This is a genomic window from Micromonospora sp. NPDC047527 (assembly GCF_040643015.1).
GTDB lineage: Bacteria > Actinomycetota > Actinomycetes > Mycobacteriales > Micromonosporaceae > Micromonospora.
Genome location: NZ_JBEYTK010000003.1, coordinates 132,834 through 150,427, shown reverse-complemented (window position 1 = coordinate 150,427; position 17,594 = coordinate 132,834). Strand labels below are relative to the sequence as shown.

Genomic DNA, 17,594 nt, shown 5'->3' with positions numbered 1-17,594 from the left:
CTATCAGTAGGGGGAGGTCGGCGTGACGGAGGACTACGACGTAGTCGTCGTCGGGGCCAGGCCGGCGGGTGCCGCGACGGCGCTACTGCTGGCACGGCAAGGTCTGCGGGTGTTGGTGTTGGAGCGGGCGAAGCCCGGCGCTGACACGCTCTCGACTCATGCGCTCATGCGGGCGGGCGTAGCCCAACTCGCCCGGTGGGGCCTGCTGGATTCCATCGTGGCCGCAGACACGCCTGCGGTGCGGCGCACCCGCTTCCACTATCCGGGTGAGCAGGTCACAGTGTCGATCAAGCCTGCTGCCGGCGTGGAGGCACTCTATGCCCCTCGCCGCACGCTACTGGACCGGCTTCTCGCCGAAGCCGCCGAGAACGCCGGCGCCACAGTTCGGTACGGCGTCACCGTCACCGGCCTCGACCGCGACCGGTCTGGGCGAATCACTGGCGTCGTGGGGCACGACCACTCGTCGGCGCCGGTACGAGTGCGGTCCTGGCTGACCGTCGGCGCCGACGGCGCCGGGTCGACCGTGGCCCGCCTGGTGGGAGCGCCGAATGTGCGAGTCGGAAGCGCCAGCGGCGCGATTATCTATGGCTACTGGGACGGGCTTGGGGTTACCGACTACGAGTGGTTCTACCGCCCGGGTGCATCGGCAGGAATGATTCCGACAAACGACGGCAAGGTTTGTGTCTTCGCCGGAACCAGCGCGCAAAGGTTCAACCGAGAGGTGAGTGGTGATCTGTGGGGTTCGTACATGCGACTGCTTGCCGAGGCGACAGGTCCAGCGGCCGCTGGCCGGCTGCCCGAATCGCTTGCGCCGCGACGGCTTCACGGCCATCCCGGACGCACCAGTTACCTGCGCCAGGCCCACGGAGCGGGATGGGCGCTGGTAGGGGACGCAGGTCAGTTCATCGATCCGTTGAGCTCTAATGGGATCACCGATGCGTTGCGTGACGCAGACCTGCTTTCACGGCAGGTCGCAGCGATTGTGTCCGGTGTTGGGGAAATCGAGGCGCTGGCCGCATACCAGGCGGAACGGGATCAGCTCGCGACACCTATTTTCGACGTCGTCGACGAACTCGCCGGGTACCGGTGGGACGTGCCAGCGGTACGCGAGTTACTCCTGCGACTGAATTCCGCTTTCAGCGCCGAAGTGGAGGCCCTAACCGGCCCGATCGGCGCCGCTACCATTAAGCGATGAAGAATCGCGTGGGGGTGCGTCTTCTTGGTGGATTCGGAGTGACGGTCGACACGGTCGCGGTGCCGGATACGGCATGGACCCGGCGCCAACCGATCACGCTTGTCAAGCTGTTGGCGCTCGCGCCGGGCCGGCAACTCCACCGCGAGCAGGTGATCGCGGCACTCTGGCCGAATGCCACCGTCGAGGAGGCGGCACCCCGGCTGCACAAGGCAGCCCACTACGCCCGCCGGGTCCTCGGCCCCGATGGTGTGGTGCTTCACCGGGAGTTGGTCTCGCTCTTCCCGAACGCTCGGACCGAAGTCCGCATCGACGCGGTCGAGTTCGATGATCTTGCTTCCGAGGCGCTGAAGAACGAGGACGTCACGGCGGCCGGCCGGGCCGTCGACGCGTACGGCGGTGATCTTCTGCCGGAGGACCGCTACGAGGAGTGGGCCCAGGGGCACCGTGACCGACTGCGCCACACCTACCTCGAGGTGTGTCGGCTCGCCGGGCGGTGGAGCGATCTGGTTGCCGCAGACCCGACCGACGTGCGCGTAGGCATGGCGCTGATGCGGGAAAGTGCCGCGTCGGGCGACCGTCACAGTGCCCTGCGCCTGTTCGAGCGTCTCGACCGGGCCCGTCAGCTCGAGCTCGGTGCGGTGCCCGACGCGGAGGCGCTGGCGCTGCGCGATGCGCTGATCGGCCCGACCTCGCAGAGGGCCGCAAGCGAGGTCCTGGTCGGACGGAGGCGGGAAAGGGTCGCGCTGGAGCGTGTGATCGAGGAGGCCGCAACGGGACGTGGCCGTGCGGTCCTCATCGCGGGCGCAGCTGGCATGGGCAAGTCCACCCTTGCCGCATGGCTACGCGAGCGGGTCGTCGCCCGCGGCTGGCGTACCGGTCAAGGCGTTGTCTCGGCGGTCGAAGGCGCCTGGCCCTTCGCCCCCGTGTTGGAAGCGCTGGCCGACCTCGCCCGCCGCCATCCCACCCTGCTCGACGGCCTCAACGACCGCTATCGGGACGACATCGACCGGGCATTGTCAGGGGATGTCGGGAACTGGGCCGGCCAGAATGCCCCGCAACGGTTGTTCATAGCGGTGGCCCAACTGGCACGCCTCGCGGCAGCCGGGCCGGGTCTGCTGCTTATCGTCGAGGATGTCCACGACGCAGACGAAGGGACCATGCGGTTACTGCGCTACGTGGTCCGCAGCTGCAGGGACGAACGGCTGGTGCTCCTGCTTACCCACCGACGTCAGCCGACCACGGACGCCTTCGAGCGGATCCGCAACAGCTTGCTTGGTCGGTCCGGCGCGCTCGACCTCGCGCTGCCGTCACTGACCCAGTCTGAGACGGCCGCGCTCGTCGCCGAGCAGGCACCGGACCTGCCTGACGATGTCGTGGAACATATCTGGTCGATTTCTGGTGGAGTCCCGTTCACGGTCACCGAACTGGCCCGCTCGGCCGTCGATGGAGAACTTCGCGCACCGGCCGAGGCGGTGCTGGGCTCGCTGGCCCCACCCACACGTGCGGCGCTGGAGCGCGTGGCGCTCATGGGCTCCACCTTCGACACCGACGGGTTCATCGCGATGAGCGATCTGCCCGAGGACCAGGCGTTCGACTGCCTGGACGCCGCCCTGGCCGTCCTGGTCATCGAACGGACCCTACAAGGCTTCCGGTTTCGCCATCCGCTTATCCGCGAGGCCCTACTGGACGCGGTCCCGCCCCACCGGCGTTCGGCCCTGCACCGCTCCTGCGCGCGGCGCCTGATCGAGTTTGGCGCGTCACCGGCACGCGTCGGCCACCACCTACTCGCCGCAGGTGACACCGCTGCAGCCGTGCCTTTTGTGCTGCGCGCCGCGCAAACCGAGGTGGCGGTCGGCGCCTTCCGAGACGCCCTGTCCCTGGTGGAGTCGATTCTCGGGGCGGCCCGCGACGAGGATTTGGTAGCGGCCCTGACCCTGCGAGCCGACGCGCTCGCCGCGATCGGCGACCCAGCAGCACTCTCCGCCTACCGTGAGGCGCTCGCGGTGGCCGACCAACGGCAGGCTCGAGTGCTGCGGGCAAGGATGGGCCAGCTCGCGGTTCTGTCCGGGGACACCGACACCGCAGCGGCGGTCCTGCACGGTCTGGAGCCCGACGGCGGGCCCGACGATTCGGCAGTCCTACTCGCCCACGGCGCTCTCGCCTACTTCACCGGCGACATCGACGGTGCCAGGGCGGCGGTCGCCGATTCGCTACGCGCCGACCCGGTACAAGGCTCCGCCCTGCTCCAGTCAAATCTGGTCGCCCTGCGGGGGCTGATCACGCACACCCGTGGCGAATGGAACCACACGCTGCGCGCAGAGCTGATGCGTACCCGCGATGACCCCGGGCTGGCCACCACCGTCTTCGACGCGCACCTCTGCGTCGCCGAGTATCTGCTCTACGGGCCCACGCCCTACGAGGACGTCATCGACCTCGCTCAAGGCCTGCGCCGTACCGCCCAGTCCTCCGGCGTTCTCCGGGCTGTCGCCTTCGCCAGAGCCCTGGCCGGCGAGGCGGAACTACTCGCCGGCAATCTCGACACAGCCGAGCGCGAACTCAGCACGGCCGTTGACCTACACCGCGAGATCGGCGCCACCGCTGGCGAGGCCCATTCGTTGCAGCGACTCGCGGAGGTGCACCTCACGCGTGGTGACCGGCGCACCGCGACGCGACTACTTCGTCGGGCACTTCCCTTGGCGCGTTCCTCAGTGCTCGCCCCCCACCTGATTCAGCGGATCTACGGCACTACGGTGGCCGCAGCGGACTCGCCGGAGGCCGCCCGGGCGGCCATCAACGCGGCGAAGGCTGCCATGACCCAGAACGACTCCTGCGATTTCTGCGCCATTATGTTTGAGGTTCCTGCGGCCATTACCTGCGTCCGAATTGGCGACTTGGACTCGGCGCGGACGTTTCTCGCGGCGGCGGAACGTTCAAGCACTCTCTGGGAGGGCACGGCGTGGCAGGCCGCCACGCTGGAAGCCCGCGCACATCTCCTGGCGGCCGACGGCGACGCGGAGCAGGCGCGGCAACTGCGGCACCGCGCGGCAGAAGTGTTCGACGATGTCGCACACCCCCTGGACGCGGCCCGCTGCCGCGCCGGCTGATCTCGGCGCCTCGCGGGAGCCGCGGGGCAGCCAGTCGCCGGGACACCGGCGCGGCCACCGGCAGGGCTCGGTCTTCCGGGCCGGCGTGAGTGCCTAAGGGACGTCTCGTAACCCTGGTGTCTGTCTGTTGAGGATGGTCGGGCAGGATGCCTGGGTGCAGGTGATCTCGGCAGCTCGCTCGGAGTGGATATTCCCTTTCACCGGGTTGCAGCCCGACCAGTTCCGCAAGCTGGTCCGGCTGGTCGGCGAGCGTGGCGGTGACGGCATCGCCGACGGCCGGCCGGGCCGGCAGTGGGCGCTGGATCTCGCTGACCGGGTGTTGCTGGTGGCGGCGTACTGGCGGACGAATCTGACGATGCGCCAGATCGGCCCGCTGTTCGGGGTGTCGCACTCCGCGGCGCACCGGGTCATCGACACCCTCGCGCCGCTGCTGGCGCTGGCGCCGGTACGCAAGCGGCCGGTCGAGCAGATCGCGATCGTCGACGGGACGCTGGTCCCGACCCGTGATCACCGCCTGGCGGCCCGGAGCAAGAACTACCGGTACTCGACGAACCTGCAGGTCGCTATCGACGCCTCCACCCGCCTGGTCATCGCCGTCGGTGACCCGCAGCCGGGCAACCGCAACGACACCATCGTCTACCGCACCTCGGGCATTGCCGAGACGTTGGACGGGCGGCCGGTGATGGCTGACGGTGGCTACCGGGGCAACCCGGAGGTGATCATGCCGTACCGCAAGCCTGCCGACGGCGGTTCACTGCCGGATTGGAAGGAAGCCCTCAACGTCGAACACCGGACCGTCCGAGCAGGGGTTGAACACGCTCTGGCCAGGATGAAGTGCTTCAAGATCCTGCGCGACTACCGCCGTGCCGCCCACACATTGGCCGACGCCGCTTCCGGCATCGCCAACCTCCACAACATCATCCTCGCCGGCTGACCACCGGGCCGGTGCCGGGCAACGCCTTCACCCAGTTACGAGACGTCCCTTAGCTAGCCGCACTGACAGCAGTTCAGGAAACGCCGGCACCCGACGAGACGTGGTTCACCCCGGCAGCCCGGCTCGGGTTCGCCCACCCTGCGATGGACGGCGAGACACTTATCCACTCCGACCTCAACCCGGCGAACCTGATCGTGACACCACTCGGCCTACGCATCGTGGACTGAGCGTGGGCAACCAAGGCCGCCGCATGGGTCGAACTCGCATTGCTCGTCCCATGGCTGATCGGCAGCGGCCACAGCGCCGAGCAGGCAGAAGAGTGGATAGCTCAGCTTCCCGCCTGGACCGCGACTGACCGACAGGTCTTGGACGACTTCGCGTCAAAGAACGCAACGAAGTGGGCGGCCAAGTCCCGGCAGAACACCGAGCGCTGGGTATGCGACCTCGCAATGTGGACCGGCGAGTGGGCGGATCACCGGATTGTTGGCCACCAGTCAGCCCGTGAGCCACAGCGCGGGGGCACTCTCTCGTGACGTGGGCACCGGTGGCGGTAGGACTAGCTCCTCAACCAGCCAGCAGGCCCGCTCGGGACCGCAAATGCTGGTATCGAACCAGCGACCTCTTCGGTGTGAACTCTCGGCGAACGAGCCGGCTCGGGTGTCGTCCGAGGTCATCCGGCCTACTGACGCCCTTGCCGGTCTGATTCGGTCGGCACGGTTGCTGTACTTCGCTGCTGTACTTCCGCCGGCTGCCTGGTCCAGCCGATGAAGCGGCGGTGCAGCGCGCCGGCTGGTGCCCAGGGCATGTCCTCGGCGGCTTGGATGAGGTAGGCCCCGAGGTAGAGGGCCAGCGACACCGGCGCGTCCGCGTATTCCGCGCGCAGTTCCCGCCGCCGCGTCGGACACGGCCACGGCAGGTCGCAGCCACCACAACTCCAGATCGGCAACACCGGGCCGTGAGTGGTCACCGCACACCGCCCAGAAACCGGGCCACGCTCGCGCGGGCCTGCCGGCTGGTCGCCCAATCCACCTGCCAGCACGGGTACGGCGTCAGCCGCGCCCACCACACCCGGCAGCCGACACACATGCCGTCGAGCCCTCGCACGTGCACCGCGAGAATCGCCCGCTCCGGCCCGCCGGTCACTGCCCGCCCTCCCCAGGCCAGTGGCGACGATTGATGGGAATGCGGTGGCGGGCACGGCAGGGCAACTCCGCTCCGCACCGGCAGACTCGCCGCCAACGCCGCCACGACCACACCGGACGATGCCGGCGAGCAAAAGTCATCGCGGTAGCCGAGAGGTATTCGTCGTACGAGACGCGCCGGCCGCTCACCGCCGACTGGCGGGACCAGCCGGCCATAGGTCGGCTCACCGGAGGCCCTCCGGCCGGCGCGCGTTGCGCGGATCTGCGGATTCGTGGTTGCTGTGGAACCACCGGACCTGCCTCGCATGGTCAAGCAAACGCTGCTGCGCCGCCACCTGCTCAACGTCCTGGTACCGCTGCCCGGTCCCTGACGGCGGCGGAGGCGGAGGCCGCCGGAACAGCCACCGCGTCAGCGCACACAGCTCAGACCAGATCGCCACAGACCCGCCCCCTTGATCGAGCAACAGGAGGCGGCGACGAGGTTCCGTCCAGCTTTATCGGGTGTCAAGCAGGCACAGACCTGCCGCCGCCAGTGACGGGAACGCTACGAGTGGTCACCCAATGCGGTGGGGAGAGTCTGTACCTGAGGGAGAGTTACCCGGTCACGCCGATGGCGAGGGCCAACTCTCGGGCGTCCTCACCAACCGTGCCCGGCCGGTTCGACAGTTCCAGCGCGACTGTGCGGGCGTACGGGTTGTGTCGCACCGTGTCGACGCTTTCCCGCAGCGCCCGGCCGAGCAGGTGCACCCCCGCAACCTCCCCACGGGACAGCATGTGCGCCCGAGCGGCCTCGATCAGAGCAGCAGCCCGGCGGGTTTGCGAAGGCAACGCCCGATAGTCAGTGGTGTCGGCCCGCCGCACCGCCTCCCCCGGCCGGCACAAGTCCGTCTCGATGGTGACCGAGTACGCCGCACACGCCGCCGACCCGAACATAAGCCACGGATGGACGTACCCACCGCCGAGCCTGCTCGCGGCCGAGTCGGCGGCGTCCCACGCCCGCAAGGCCCGACCAGCCCGACCGGCCTTGCTGTGCCCCAACGCGATACCGAGCTGCACCTGACCCCACCGCGCCAACTGCTCACCACCCGCCGCCGGGTCGACCAGCCCAGCAGCCTCGACCAGCACCTGCTCGGCGGCATCGACCTGGTTCGCACCCCGGTAGACGTGCGCGTAGTACCAGGCGGCCACCGCCATCGCGGCCGGGGCATCCGCGTCTTGAGCAGCCAGCATCGCCCGGTCGGCGGCGAGCCACACCAACTCCGGATACGGCTGGTGCGCCAGGTACAACTGCACCAGGTGATAAACCCGCGCCAACTCAACCAACGCCTGCCGACGGTCCCCGCCGTCGAGCATCCGGGCACTCCGCTGCACATCCGTCAGCAACCCTGGAAGCACCGCCGCCACCGCCGAACGCTCGGTCGTCGACCGATGCCACAACGCCCACGCTTGATCAACCAGATCACGTATCACTGCAACCGGCGTCACCACACCCACCGGCACGGAGGCCCGCTGCATCGCGGCAGCCACATTGCCGACCTCGGAATGCCCAGCCCTGGTCACCGACGCCACCGGCAAAGACTGATCACCAGTCAAATCCGCAAGATCGGAAATGTCCAGCACCTCAGCCAGCCGCAGCAGCATGGGCAGGCGGGGCGGCAGTAGCCGACCATTCTCCAGAGCCTTGACCCAATCCGCGCTACGCCCGACCAACCCACCAAGAACCGGCCGGGTCTTACCCGCACGCTCGCGATACATCCGAAGGCGCGCACCGAAGGTCGCGGGATCGCTCATCATCGTCTCCCAGGTAGCGGTCTGGGCAGCGGACCACCAGCCACCACCACGGCAGGCCACCACAGTCGACGGTACCCGCGCCACCGCCCCGACGCGCCCCACCACGACGGTAAATGCCGCAACGGCCAGGCGGGCGTTCCCGACCTCCACTACGCCCCGGCCAAGAGCTACCTCCACCCCTCGCTAGTAAGTTCTGGGCGCTGCCGTCCGTACGGCCACTGGCGGCTGCCCTCGTCCCGGCCGGCTGCTGTCAACGCTGCTGCCGCACACTGTTTAGGAAGGGACTAGCGTTTGCCGCGACGCACCCAGCCTGACCTGGGGCGGGCCTTGTGTTACGCCGTGTCCATTGCTTGATCATTCCGCGCATGCTCTGGATCTTGCCGGCCGGGTAGCCGTTGCGATCGCCCAGCGGATGCATGTTGTTCGGGCTCGCCGCTTGAAGCCGCTCCTCTACGGGCACGAGCCAACGCAACCCTCGCCTCAGTCTCTTGTGCTGAAAGCAGGCGTCTCAGCAGTGGCCCCCAGACCAGGTGTCGACGCCAGCCGAACCTATACCTGACGGCGGCCGAGAACAGCTGAACATACGCCCAGCCCGATACGATCCGGACGGGAGTGGATTCAACTGGATTCCTTCTGATGTTCATTTCTGAACCAGTTAGGCGAGGTGGCTGGTTCCAGGCATAGCGAGCATGCTCAGCCACATCAACCCTAAGTCGGGTCACGAGGCGGATGTAAAATTCCCCCAACTCTGGACTGTCCGCGCTAACCCAGCCCGAGTAGTAGGCCAGTCGGTCCGTGATGTCGGATCCCAGTTCGGCGAGCGCCTTGCGCGTCTCCGCATCGTCAGCTACACGGCGTTCGATCCTGTAGGGGAAGTTGCTCCACTCGGCGAGAGCCTTCGCAGCTTCGGCATACCCTTCACGTAACCGGTCGACGTGCGTCGAACCTCTCTCCATAAGCTTCCCTACGAAGGCGGCGATAACAGACGACGTCAAGACGAGCCCCAGGAAAACGACCCAAGCGCTTGCTCCGGTGGCTTCTCTCACGCTTCCTCCTCCAGCCTGGTTCACTCAGCAGCGGTACGCCTACCGGACTCCTGACCCCCAGGCAACCAACACGGGGCACTGGCCTGCCGTTTCATGGGCGTTGAACTGCTGGAACCGTCCATCAGTATCCCTGCTCGTCGGCTGGCGTCCGTCCCGATCGTCACCCAGTTAGTCACCCACGCGAGTTGCAAGATCCTTGCGTCAGTCGTCCTCGGTGACTGTGAAGGGCGCGTAGCCCTCCCCCACCTCCGTCACGTCAAGGTCGCTGAAGACGAGAGTGATGGCGTGAGCGTTCATCCCGAAGCGGACCTCGTGAAAGGGAATGCCGATCTTGTCAGCCCACGACCGCGCACGCTCGGAGTCCGCCACCACTTCCGCACCTGGGTAGAGCGGCTGCCAGCGCACTGCCCACACGAAGCCGTCCAGGTCCGGACCGATCTCCCGGTCGGTCAGTCTCTCGTCGAGCGAGCAACGCCAGGTATCGGGACTCGCCGCCGTCTGCACCTCGGCTGCGACGCAGTACTTGAAGAAGAGGTAGCGGAGGTGGACGGGTGGGATGCCGGTACGTGAGTCTGCGGTGACGTAGACGATGACTTCGTAATCGCGAATGTAGTCGGTGTACCCGTGATGCACGACCGCGCCGTCGAAAATGTCATCCAACGCCTGGCTGAGCTGCGCGATCTCCACGCCCCGTTCTACCACCCGCCGGGAACCCCTGCCCCTGGCGGGGGCGGTCGCGCACTGTCAGCTTGGGAATCGGGTTGATCTGCACACTCTGTAGCGGCATCCTGGATTCAATAAAACACGGAGCGTGTCGAGGTCGTCCGTAGCATGCCCATCGCTACGCGGGATTGACCGCTGCATCGGGCACGCTACGGGCACAGGCACCTGGACGGTCGAAGGACCACGGCTGAGGTGATGGCATGATGATAGAGCAGCGGCCAATTCCAGTCCAATCAATTAAGGGTGGCGATGACACCTCTACACAAAACCTCAAACTGCTCTTTTATCTGATCGAGATCGAGCGTCAAGCGAAAATCTTTAACGACTCCTTCGAGTCGGCAGTCGAAGCCGCCACCGCCGGAAGCAACGCTGACGCATGGAAGAATATCCAAGCAGCGATGTTTGCCGGGATAATTGTGAGCAGGATGGTGACCTACGGCCAGGATCCAAAGGCGGAAGGATGGCCAGGCACCAACGGTCAGGCCAAGAAGTTGGCTAAGGAGGCCAAGAAGACTCGCATCAAAGAACTGCGTCGGCTACTCGCGCTCCCCGACAACGAGGACTACCCACTCTACGATTTAGGCAGAATCAGAAACAGCCTTGAGCACATCGACGAGTGGCTAGATAGGGCTCTATACGCGCCCTCAGACGTAGCTGCCCTGAGCGATTGGTACCTGGCCGGACGCAGCTTGATTCACTCCTCGGATGACCTCGGCAAGGGCGAGGGGGTTGCTGGACTTCGCGGCTTCTCGCCCGAAACTGGACGCGCCATTTTCCATCGCCACCAGTATGATTTGTTTGTCATCGACATTGAGATAGCCAAGGCGTATCACAATTCACGGGAAGTTCAGACCGACCTATTGAAGGAGATACGCGGAAGTTGCTTATTCGGCGGCGGTCAGGTGTTCCTATTCACGGACGATCTGGCTCAACGGCATGACTGGTGGAGAAGCGAACGAGCCAAGATACTGGGCGAAGCGTCATCAAACCCACGCATCGACGGACGAGCCCGTTTGTGGATGAAGGTTCAAGACCAGTCTCAGTAATCGCAACAGCACCATTCAGTGCTGCCATCCCGATGCTCCTATGGAGGTCAAGTGGTCAGGGCGGTGAAGTCGGCGCGTAGGGCGGTGTAGACGTCGCGGACGATGTAGCGCTTGAGGCAGCGCAGGATCTCCTGTTTGCTGAGGCCCTCGGTGATGCGTCGTTGCTGGTAGGCGCGTCGTAGCGCAGGCGGCAGAGGGCGATGGTGTGCGGGGCGTGGTTGGCGCCGCGGTCGCCTCCTCGGTGGAGGCGGTGGCGGCGCACTCGTCCGGAGCTGGCGGGGATGGGTGCTGCGCCGCAGAGGTGGGCGAGGGCGGCTTCGGAGTGCAGCCGGTCGGGGTTGTCGCCGGCGGTGGTGAGCAGTTGGGCGGCGACGTCGGGGCCGACGCCGAACAAGGCCGTGGTGCGGGGCGCTGTGCGCTGGATGATGGGTGTCACCTGCCGGTCGAGGGCGGGCGCACCAGCATGCCGCTGGCGCCCGCAAAAAAGGGGCTCCCCGACAAGTCCGGCGACACCTGATGCGCAAGATGGCGAGGCCATCGGCCGCTCCCGAGGCGAGCTGAGCACGAAAATCCACCTCGCCGTCGACGGACGCGGCCGACCCTTGTCTGTACTGCTCACGCCCGGCCAGGCCGGCGACAACCCCAACTGCTGGCGCTGCTCGACGCGATCCGGGTCAACGAGCCCGGACCCGGTCGGCCTCGTAAGCGGCCGGAGGTGCTGATCGCGGACAAGGGTTATGCCCACGACTCGACCAGACGTGCCCTGCGGCAACGGGGAATCCGGCACGTCATTCCCGAACGCAGCGATCAGGTGGCCCGCCGTGCCGCCAAGGGCAGCGCCGGCGGGCGGCCACCAGCCTTCGACAAACAGGTCTACCGCAAGCGCAACGTCGTGGAACGCTGCTTCAACCGGCTCAAGCAATGGCGTGACCTGGCCACCCGCTACGCCAAACGCGCATCCCCTCTACCGCGCCAGCCTCGTCCTGATCGCGGCCACCATTTGGCTTCCATGATCGACAGGACACGCCCTAGTCAGCAGCTCGACGAGCGCGAAAGGACACGACCCATCGGCGGGATATGGCACCACCACGACTCCGCCCTCCGGCATCAGCCGCCCTCTCGGCGGTGCCAGGAGACACGACGAACACCACCAGCGGACACCTGTCCACGGCTGGTGGTGTTTCGTCCCCCGTCCCTGCCACCCCTGAAGAGGAGACAGCCATCTTCACCACCTACCGCCCCGGCCCCGCCGTCGGCCGTGACGCCCTCGGTAACGATGGAGATCTACACGCAGGTCTCATCGAAGTCGCTGAGAGAAGCACTCAGGCGCCTCGGCGAATCACTAACGCAATAGCCGTGCTGCTGTACTTAGCTGCTGTACGACAGCAGAAAGGCCACCTCCCGAACCCGGGAAGTGGCCTTTGACCTGCGGAACTGAGAGTGGGCGATGCTGGTATCGAACCAGCGACCTCTTCGGTGTGAACGAAGCGCTCTCCCACTGAGCTAATCGCCCTCAGCGCCGGTAACTCTACCCGATCGTGGAGCCGGACCGGAAATCCGGGGTCAGCGCGCCCCGAGGTAATCCATCGCGATGGCGACCAGGTCGATGTCGAGGCTGTACTTGAGTGACAGCCAGACCACCGTGGCCACGAAGACCAGGCCGACGGAGCCGAGCACGAGGCGCACCGCAAGGGACTGCCGTTTGGCCCAGTTGGTCCACGCGTACACGTGTCGGCGGGTGAAGTCGAGCAGCCGGCGGGCCCAGTGGTACTCGACGGCCCAGATGCCGAGCCCGGCGATGACCAGCAGCCAGCCAGGGCCGGGCAGCGGGATGAGGGCGATGCCGATGGTCACCACTAGCGCCCCGACGATCGCGATGACGACCTTGAGGGTGATCCGGCCGGTGGGGTTGGCGCGGATCAGGTCGAGGGTGGTGGAGATGCGTTGCCGCCAGCGGGGGCGTCGCGGCCGGTCGGCCACCACGAGGATTCCGCCGGCGTGACCGGCGCCACCGCCACGCGTACCACTGTCGGGGCGGCCGTCGTCGGACGCCGGCCGACCAGCCCGCTCAGGCTGCTCCATCGACACTTCGTACCCCCGCTTTTCGGCTGCTCGGACCGCGACGTTCGGCGGACCAGGCACGACCACCGGATCCACTGAGGATCGGTTCGTGACCATTTCACCCCCCAGTGTCGCCCGGGCCCGTCACTGCAACGGCCGACTGGACGTTACCGGAGTAAGTCGACGACTGAACCACCCGATGCCGGGCGGGATCACGCACTGGGCAGAACCGGAAATCCTACATGAATCCTCACATTCACGCGGCCTTTCCGTCCCCCTTCCCACCACTGGGTGAAGTCAGCGTATGGCGGAGCGTAGCCAGGAGTAGCACCTGAGTATGGGAAAAGCGGGACACGCGCGTTCCGCAGCGGTGCCGGGGGGAGAACGTCCATGAGTGTCATCCGACCGACGACCGTAGAGGTCGAGACGTCGCTAAGGCTCGTCGCACCTGACGCCACCGCCTTGCCGGTGCGTGCCAGTCTGCGTTACGACCCTGCTGACCCGTATGCGGTCCATGTCCTGTTCCACGCCGAATCTGCCGGCGGCGAGGCGGTGAGCTGGTCCTTCGCCCGCGAACTGCTGGTCACCGGCCTGGACGAGCCAGCCGGCATCGGCGATGTGCGGGTCTGGCCGTGGGCCACCCCGCGCGGCGACTTCGTCGCGCTGGCCCTCTCGTCACCGGACGGCAACGCCCTCTTCGAGGTGCCGCGCAGCGTCCTGGTGCGTTTCCTTCGACGGACCTACGTCGTCGTCCCGCGCGGCCGGGAGGCCGAGCACCTGGACGTCGACACGGCGGTGAACCGGCTGCTCGCCGGTCGCTGACCACCGCCCGAACGGGCGACACCGGCCAGACGGGGCCGCGCGGATCTGCCGAGTCCGCGCGGCCCCGGCACGCCCCGGGGGTACGCGCGTTCGCCCGCCCCCGGGTCGGCCGGTGCTCAGCCGTGGGTGGTGATGCCGCCGTCCACCGGGATGACCGCACCGGTGAGGTACGCGCCGGCCCGCGAGGAGAGGTAGATGGCCGTGCCGGCCATGTCTTCCGGACGGCCGATGCGGCCCAGGGGCACCTGCTGCTCGATGCTGGCCCGGCTCGCCGGGTCGTCCAGGGCGAACGCCATCATCTTGCTCTCGAACGGGCCGGGCGCGATCGCGTTGACGGTGATCTGCTCGCCGGCGAGTTGGTGGGCGAGGCTGCGGGTGAGCATGTGCACTGCCGCTTTGGTGGCCGAGTAGGCGTACACCTCCATCCACGGCACGCGGACGCCGTCGATGGACCCGATGTTGATCACGCGGGCGGGGTCGTCGGCGCTGGCTGCGGCGCGCAGCGCCGGCAGCAGCGCGGTGGTGAGCCGGAAGACGGCCTTGACGTTGACCGCCCAGAGCTTGTCGAACGCGGCCTCCGGGTAGTTCTCCAACGGCGCGCCCCAGGTGGCGCCGGCGTTGTTGACCAGCACGTCGAGGCGGTCGACGCGTTCCCGCACGGCGGCGGCGAGGGCCTCGGCGCCGGCGTCGCTGCCCAGGTCGGCGGGGATGGCCTCGCAGCGCCCCTCGGCGGAGAGGTCCTTGGCGACCGCCTCGCAGACGTCCGCCTTGCGGGAGGAGATGATCACGTGTGCGCCGGCCCGGACGAAGCCCTGGGCGATCATCAGACCGATCCCCCGCGACCCGCCAGTGACCAGAACCGTCTTGCCTTCGACCGAGAACAGCTGCGTCATGCCCATCCCATCGCGAGTCGGCGGGGTCGCCGACCCGTTGGACGGGCGGCGGGGCGCCGGGCGGACCGCGGCCCGGACGGCACTACCGCCGGGTAACGTAGCCCGGTCGCCGGGATCCGGACAAGCCCGTGACGCCGCGCCCCGGCCGCCTTACACGCCCGTGGGGATGCAATGACCTGCGGTTCGGGCTACGGTCGCAGGCGATGGTCTCCACCGATCCCTCCCCCGCGCCATCGATCGGAACGGCGTCACCCGTAGCCGACGAGATTTCCACGTTCGCGTTGGCCGACCTCGCCGGTGACCCGGGCTGGCATCGCCCCGTGATCGTCGAGCCCGAGTTGCTGATCCTCACCACCCGGGGGCACGGCGACGCCGAGCTCGACTTCCACCTGCTGCCCTGCCGACCCGGCACGCTGCTGCGGGTCCACGCCGGTCAGGTGCTGCGCTGTCCCGGGCCTCAGTTCGACGGCACCGTGGTCGCCTGGGCCCCGGAGGCGCTGCGTGGTCTCGCCGTCGACCCGGACGCGCCACCGTCGTGGCGGCAGCTGGCCGGCGAGGACGAGGACGCGGTGATCAGCGAGGTGAGCCAGTTGGCCGTGGACTGTCAGCGGCACGGCGACGGCTCGGCCGCCGCCCGAGCGCTGCTGCGCCACCAGCTCGCCGTGCTGCTGCTGCGGCTGGCCCTGCCCGGCGTGGACCGGTCACCCCAGCGACCCGAGGTGGAGACGTTCCAACGGTTCCGCCGGGAGGTGGAGCACGGTTACCAGGGCACCCGGCGGGTCGAGGACTACGCCGTCGCGCTCGGCTGCTCGGTGCGTACCCTGACCCGGGCCTGCCTGGCCATCACCGGACGCAGCGCCAAACAGGTCATCGACGAGCGGGTCGCGTTGCAGGCCGCCCGCCTGCTCGCCGCCACCGACGAGCCGATCGCCCAGATCGGCCGGCAGCTCGGCTTCTCCGAGCCCACCAACTTCGGCCGCTTCTTCACCCGGGAGACCGGGACGAGTCCGGGCGCGTTCCGGGCAGCCCGAGACCAGCCGGCGGCCGGCCGGATCGTACGACCCCGACCGCCGGCCGACCCGCCGGGCGCCAACGGTGGGTGGTTCCGCACTGGCACCCTCGCCGAACCGGCCAACGGTGGGCACGCCGGGCGGCTCTGGTCGCCCACCGGTCCGGGCGGCGGCCCCGGGCGGGCATGATGACGGGGTGCAGATCTCCGCGCGCGGCGACTACGCGGTACGGGCGGCGCTGAGCCTCGCCACCGCGTACCCTTCGCTGCTGTCCACCCAGGCCATCGCCGCCGAGCAGGACATGCCCCGCAAGTTCCTGGAGGCCGTCCTGGCGGACCTGCGCCGGTCCGGCGTCGTCCGGGCCCAGCGCGGCGCCGAGGGCGGCTACACCCTGGCACGTCCGCCGCGCGAGGTGACCGTCGGCGCGGTGCTGCGCGCCGTGGAGGGCCCCCTCGCGGGGGTACGCGGCCTGCGCCCGGAGGAGACCCGGTACGAAGGCTCGGCGGAGAACCTGCCCGGCCTGTGGGTGGCGGTGCGCGCCGCCGTCCGGCGGGTGGTCGACGAGGTGAGCCTCGCCGAGATCGTCAGCGGTCGGCTGCCCGCCCACGTCCGCAAGCTCACCGCCCTGCCCGACGCCTGGGAGCCGCGCTGACGTCAGGCGGCGGCTACAGCGACGACCACGGTGCGACGTGGCGACGCGGTGGACCCGTCGGCGCCGGGCGTGGTCCCAGCGCGAGCAGGTCGGGCAGGGCGGGCGCGCTCACGCCAGCACCCGCGGGACGGCGGTGGTGTAGCCGCCCTGGTGGTGCAGCAGAGGCGCGCCGTCCCCGCCGTCGCCCAGGGCGAGCGGTTCGGCGATCACCAGCGTGTGGTCGCCGGCGGGGACGCGGTGCACCACCCGGCAGAGCAGCCGGGCCAGCACCCCGCCCAGCAGCGGCACGCCGAACGGCCCCGGCGTCCAGTCCGGGTACGCGGCGAACCGGTCGATGCCGCTGGTGGCGAAGACGGCCGCCGCCTCCCGTTGCCCGGCGGCTAGCAGATGCACCGCGACATGCTCGGCGCGGGCCAGCACCGGCCAGCTCGACGAGTCGACGCCGAGGCAGAACGACACCAGCGGCGGGTCCATCGACACCGACGTGAACGAGGTGGCGGTGAACCCGGCCCGGATCGGCGCGCCGATGCCGCCCAGGCAGGCCGGGTCGGTGGCCCGGGCGACGGCGGTGACCACTGTGACGCTGGTGGCCTGCCGGCGCAGCAGCGCGCGGAACAGGTCCCGGTCGACCGGCCGCAGCTCGACGAGAGGCTCACCCCGCTGCGACATGACCTCATGCTGCCGCCGGTGCGACCGGCCGGTCAACGTCCTTCCAAAACGTGAGACTTGTATCGCTGTCGTTGTTACGTGCAGCCCCAGGCAGTGTTTATCGTCGCGCAACGCCTATCTGGTGGATAGGGATTACGATGCGGCGCCACAGCACTGTCCACCCCGGACGTCGAGGGGGTTTCGGCATTCGTCGGTTCGGGAATGTTCGATCTCGACACGGCAGGGAACGGTGACGAGGGGAGTCCTCCGATGGGCCTCATGTTTCGCAAGCGCAAGAAGTACGGTCCGATCATCCTGAACTTCACCGAGAACGGCTTCTCCTCGTGGAGCATCAAGATCGGACGCTGGTCCTGGAACTCGCGGGCCAAGGCGCACCGGGTCGACCTGCCGGGTCCGCTGTCCTGGAAGCAGGACAAGTCCCGGTCGTAACGACCCGGGAGTCGAGGGGGGGGGGGGGGGTTGACACCCCCCCCCCGCCGCCGCCCGGGGGGGGGGTAAACCGGGGC

15 protein-coding genes, 1 tRNA gene and 2 pseudogenes are annotated in these 17,594 nt (G+C 68.3%); 9 read left to right on the top strand and 9 right to left on the bottom strand.

The features are described 5' to 3' along the window. The first annotated feature begins 22 nt into the window (after positions 1 to 22). From ABZ808_RS13805 to ABZ808_RS13795, 3 genes are all read left to right on the top strand, one after another. A complete protein-coding gene (locus tag ABZ808_RS13805; RefSeq protein ID WP_357005226.1) occupies positions 23 to 1,195 on the top strand; it encodes an NAD(P)/FAD-dependent oxidoreductase in 1,173 nt (390 codons plus the stop codon). Further along, positions 1,192 to 4,299 carry an AAA family ATPase gene (locus ABZ808_RS13800; protein ID WP_357005223.1) on the top strand — a complete coding sequence of 1,036 codons (3,108 nt, stop codon included), beginning with the start codon at positions 1,192 to 1,194 and terminating at the stop codon, positions 4,297 to 4,299. The genes ABZ808_RS13805 and ABZ808_RS13800 overlap by 4 nt, the downstream gene beginning before the upstream one ends. A gap of 154 nt (positions 4,300 to 4,453) precedes the next feature. Continuing rightward, positions 4,454 to 5,233 (top strand): transposase family protein, encoded by a 780-nt coding sequence (locus ABZ808_RS13795; RefSeq protein WP_357005219.1) that lies wholly within the window; start codon positions 4,454 to 4,456, stop codon positions 5,231 to 5,233. A gap of 679 nt (positions 5,234 to 5,912) precedes the next feature. Here ABZ808_RS13795 and ABZ808_RS13790 read toward each other — a convergent pair. From ABZ808_RS13790 to ABZ808_RS13775, 4 genes are all read right to left on the bottom strand, one after another. Then, positions 5,913 to 6,200, bottom strand: coding sequence for a hypothetical protein (locus ABZ808_RS13790; protein ID WP_357005216.1), 288 nt, complete (start codon positions 6,198 to 6,200; stop codon positions 5,913 to 5,915). Beyond that, the gene (locus ABZ808_RS13785; protein ID WP_357006761.1) at positions 6,197 to 6,535 is read right to left on the bottom strand and encodes a hypothetical protein; all 339 of its coding nucleotides are present in this window, start codon (positions 6,533 to 6,535) and stop codon (positions 6,197 to 6,199) included. The genes ABZ808_RS13790 and ABZ808_RS13785 overlap by 4 nt, the downstream gene beginning before the upstream one ends. 434 nt (positions 6,536 to 6,969) lie before the next feature. Next, positions 6,970 to 8,169: a helix-turn-helix transcriptional regulator gene (locus ABZ808_RS13780; protein WP_357006759.1), complete on the bottom strand. Its 1,200-nt coding sequence runs from the start codon at positions 8,167 to 8,169 to the stop codon at positions 6,970 to 6,972. A gap of 1,244 nt (positions 8,170 to 9,413) precedes the next feature. Further along, positions 9,414 to 9,899 carry a hypothetical protein gene (locus tag ABZ808_RS13775; protein WP_357005213.1) on the bottom strand — a complete coding sequence of 162 codons (486 nt, stop codon included), beginning with the start codon at positions 9,897 to 9,899 and terminating at the stop codon, positions 9,414 to 9,416. A 236-nt stretch (positions 9,900 to 10,135) separates the two neighbouring features. Between ABZ808_RS13775 and ABZ808_RS13770 the strand changes: the two genes are divergently transcribed. Continuing rightward, complete coding sequence (locus tag ABZ808_RS13770; RefSeq protein WP_357005210.1) at positions 10,136 to 10,981, top strand: hypothetical protein; 846 nt, start codon at positions 10,136 to 10,138, stop codon at positions 10,979 to 10,981. A 47-nt stretch (positions 10,982 to 11,028) separates the two neighbouring features. On the opposite strand, the pseudogene ABZ808_RS13765 reads toward ABZ808_RS13770, so the two are convergent. Next, positions 11,029 to 11,366: pseudogene (locus tag ABZ808_RS13765) on the bottom strand (transposase); the annotation flags it as partial. A 65-nt stretch (positions 11,367 to 11,431) separates the two neighbouring features. Here ABZ808_RS13765 and ABZ808_RS13760 point away from each other — a divergent pair. Next, positions 11,432 to 11,994 (top strand): annotated as a pseudogene (locus ABZ808_RS13760) (IS5 family transposase); the annotation flags it as partial. A gap of 428 nt (positions 11,995 to 12,422) precedes the next feature. On the opposite strand, the gene ABZ808_RS13755 reads toward ABZ808_RS13760, so the two are convergent. Continuing rightward, a tRNA-Val gene (locus ABZ808_RS13755) sits at positions 12,423 to 12,494 on the bottom strand. A gap of 50 nt (positions 12,495 to 12,544) precedes the next feature. Continuing rightward, positions 12,545 to 13,159 carry a TIGR02611 family protein gene (locus tag ABZ808_RS13750; RefSeq protein ID WP_357005207.1) on the bottom strand — a complete coding sequence of 205 codons (615 nt, stop codon included), beginning with the start codon at positions 13,157 to 13,159 and terminating at the stop codon, positions 12,545 to 12,547. Positions 13,160 to 13,432: 273 nt separating this feature from the next. Here ABZ808_RS13750 and ABZ808_RS13745 point away from each other — a divergent pair, with 273 nt between their 5' ends. After that, on the top strand, positions 13,433 to 13,864 hold the full coding sequence (locus ABZ808_RS13745) for an SsgA family sporulation/cell division regulator (protein ID WP_007457244.1): 432 nt from the start codon (positions 13,433 to 13,435) through the stop codon (positions 13,862 to 13,864). A gap of 116 nt (positions 13,865 to 13,980) precedes the next feature. Here ABZ808_RS13745 and ABZ808_RS13740 read toward each other — a convergent pair whose 3' ends face one another. Beyond that, a complete protein-coding gene (locus tag ABZ808_RS13740) occupies positions 13,981 to 14,757 on the bottom strand; it encodes a glucose 1-dehydrogenase (RefSeq protein ID WP_357005204.1) in 777 nt (258 codons plus the stop codon). A 203-nt stretch (positions 14,758 to 14,960) separates the two neighbouring features. Between ABZ808_RS13740 and ABZ808_RS13735 the strand changes: the two genes are divergently transcribed. Next, on the top strand, positions 14,961 to 15,956 hold the full coding sequence (locus ABZ808_RS13735; protein WP_357005201.1) for an AraC family transcriptional regulator: 996 nt from the start codon (positions 14,961 to 14,963) through the stop codon (positions 15,954 to 15,956). A 7-nt stretch (positions 15,957 to 15,963) separates the two neighbouring features. After that, positions 15,964 to 16,419 carry an Rrf2 family transcriptional regulator gene (locus ABZ808_RS13730; RefSeq protein WP_357005198.1) on the top strand — a complete coding sequence of 152 codons (456 nt, stop codon included), beginning with the start codon at positions 15,964 to 15,966 and terminating at the stop codon, positions 16,417 to 16,419. 108 nt (positions 16,420 to 16,527) lie between these two features. On the opposite strand, the gene ABZ808_RS13725 is transcribed toward ABZ808_RS13730, so the two are convergent. Next, on the bottom strand, positions 16,528 to 17,088 hold the full coding sequence (locus ABZ808_RS13725; protein WP_357005196.1) for a flavin reductase family protein: 561 nt from the start codon (positions 17,086 to 17,088) through the stop codon (positions 16,528 to 16,530). A 249-nt stretch (positions 17,089 to 17,337) separates the two neighbouring features. Between ABZ808_RS13725 and ABZ808_RS13720 the strand changes: the two genes are divergently transcribed. Beyond that, positions 17,338 to 17,517, top strand: coding sequence for a DUF4236 domain-containing protein (locus tag ABZ808_RS13720; protein ID WP_320064829.1), 180 nt, complete (start codon positions 17,338 to 17,340; stop codon positions 17,515 to 17,517). Positions 17,518 to 17,594: the final 77 nt, after the last annotated feature.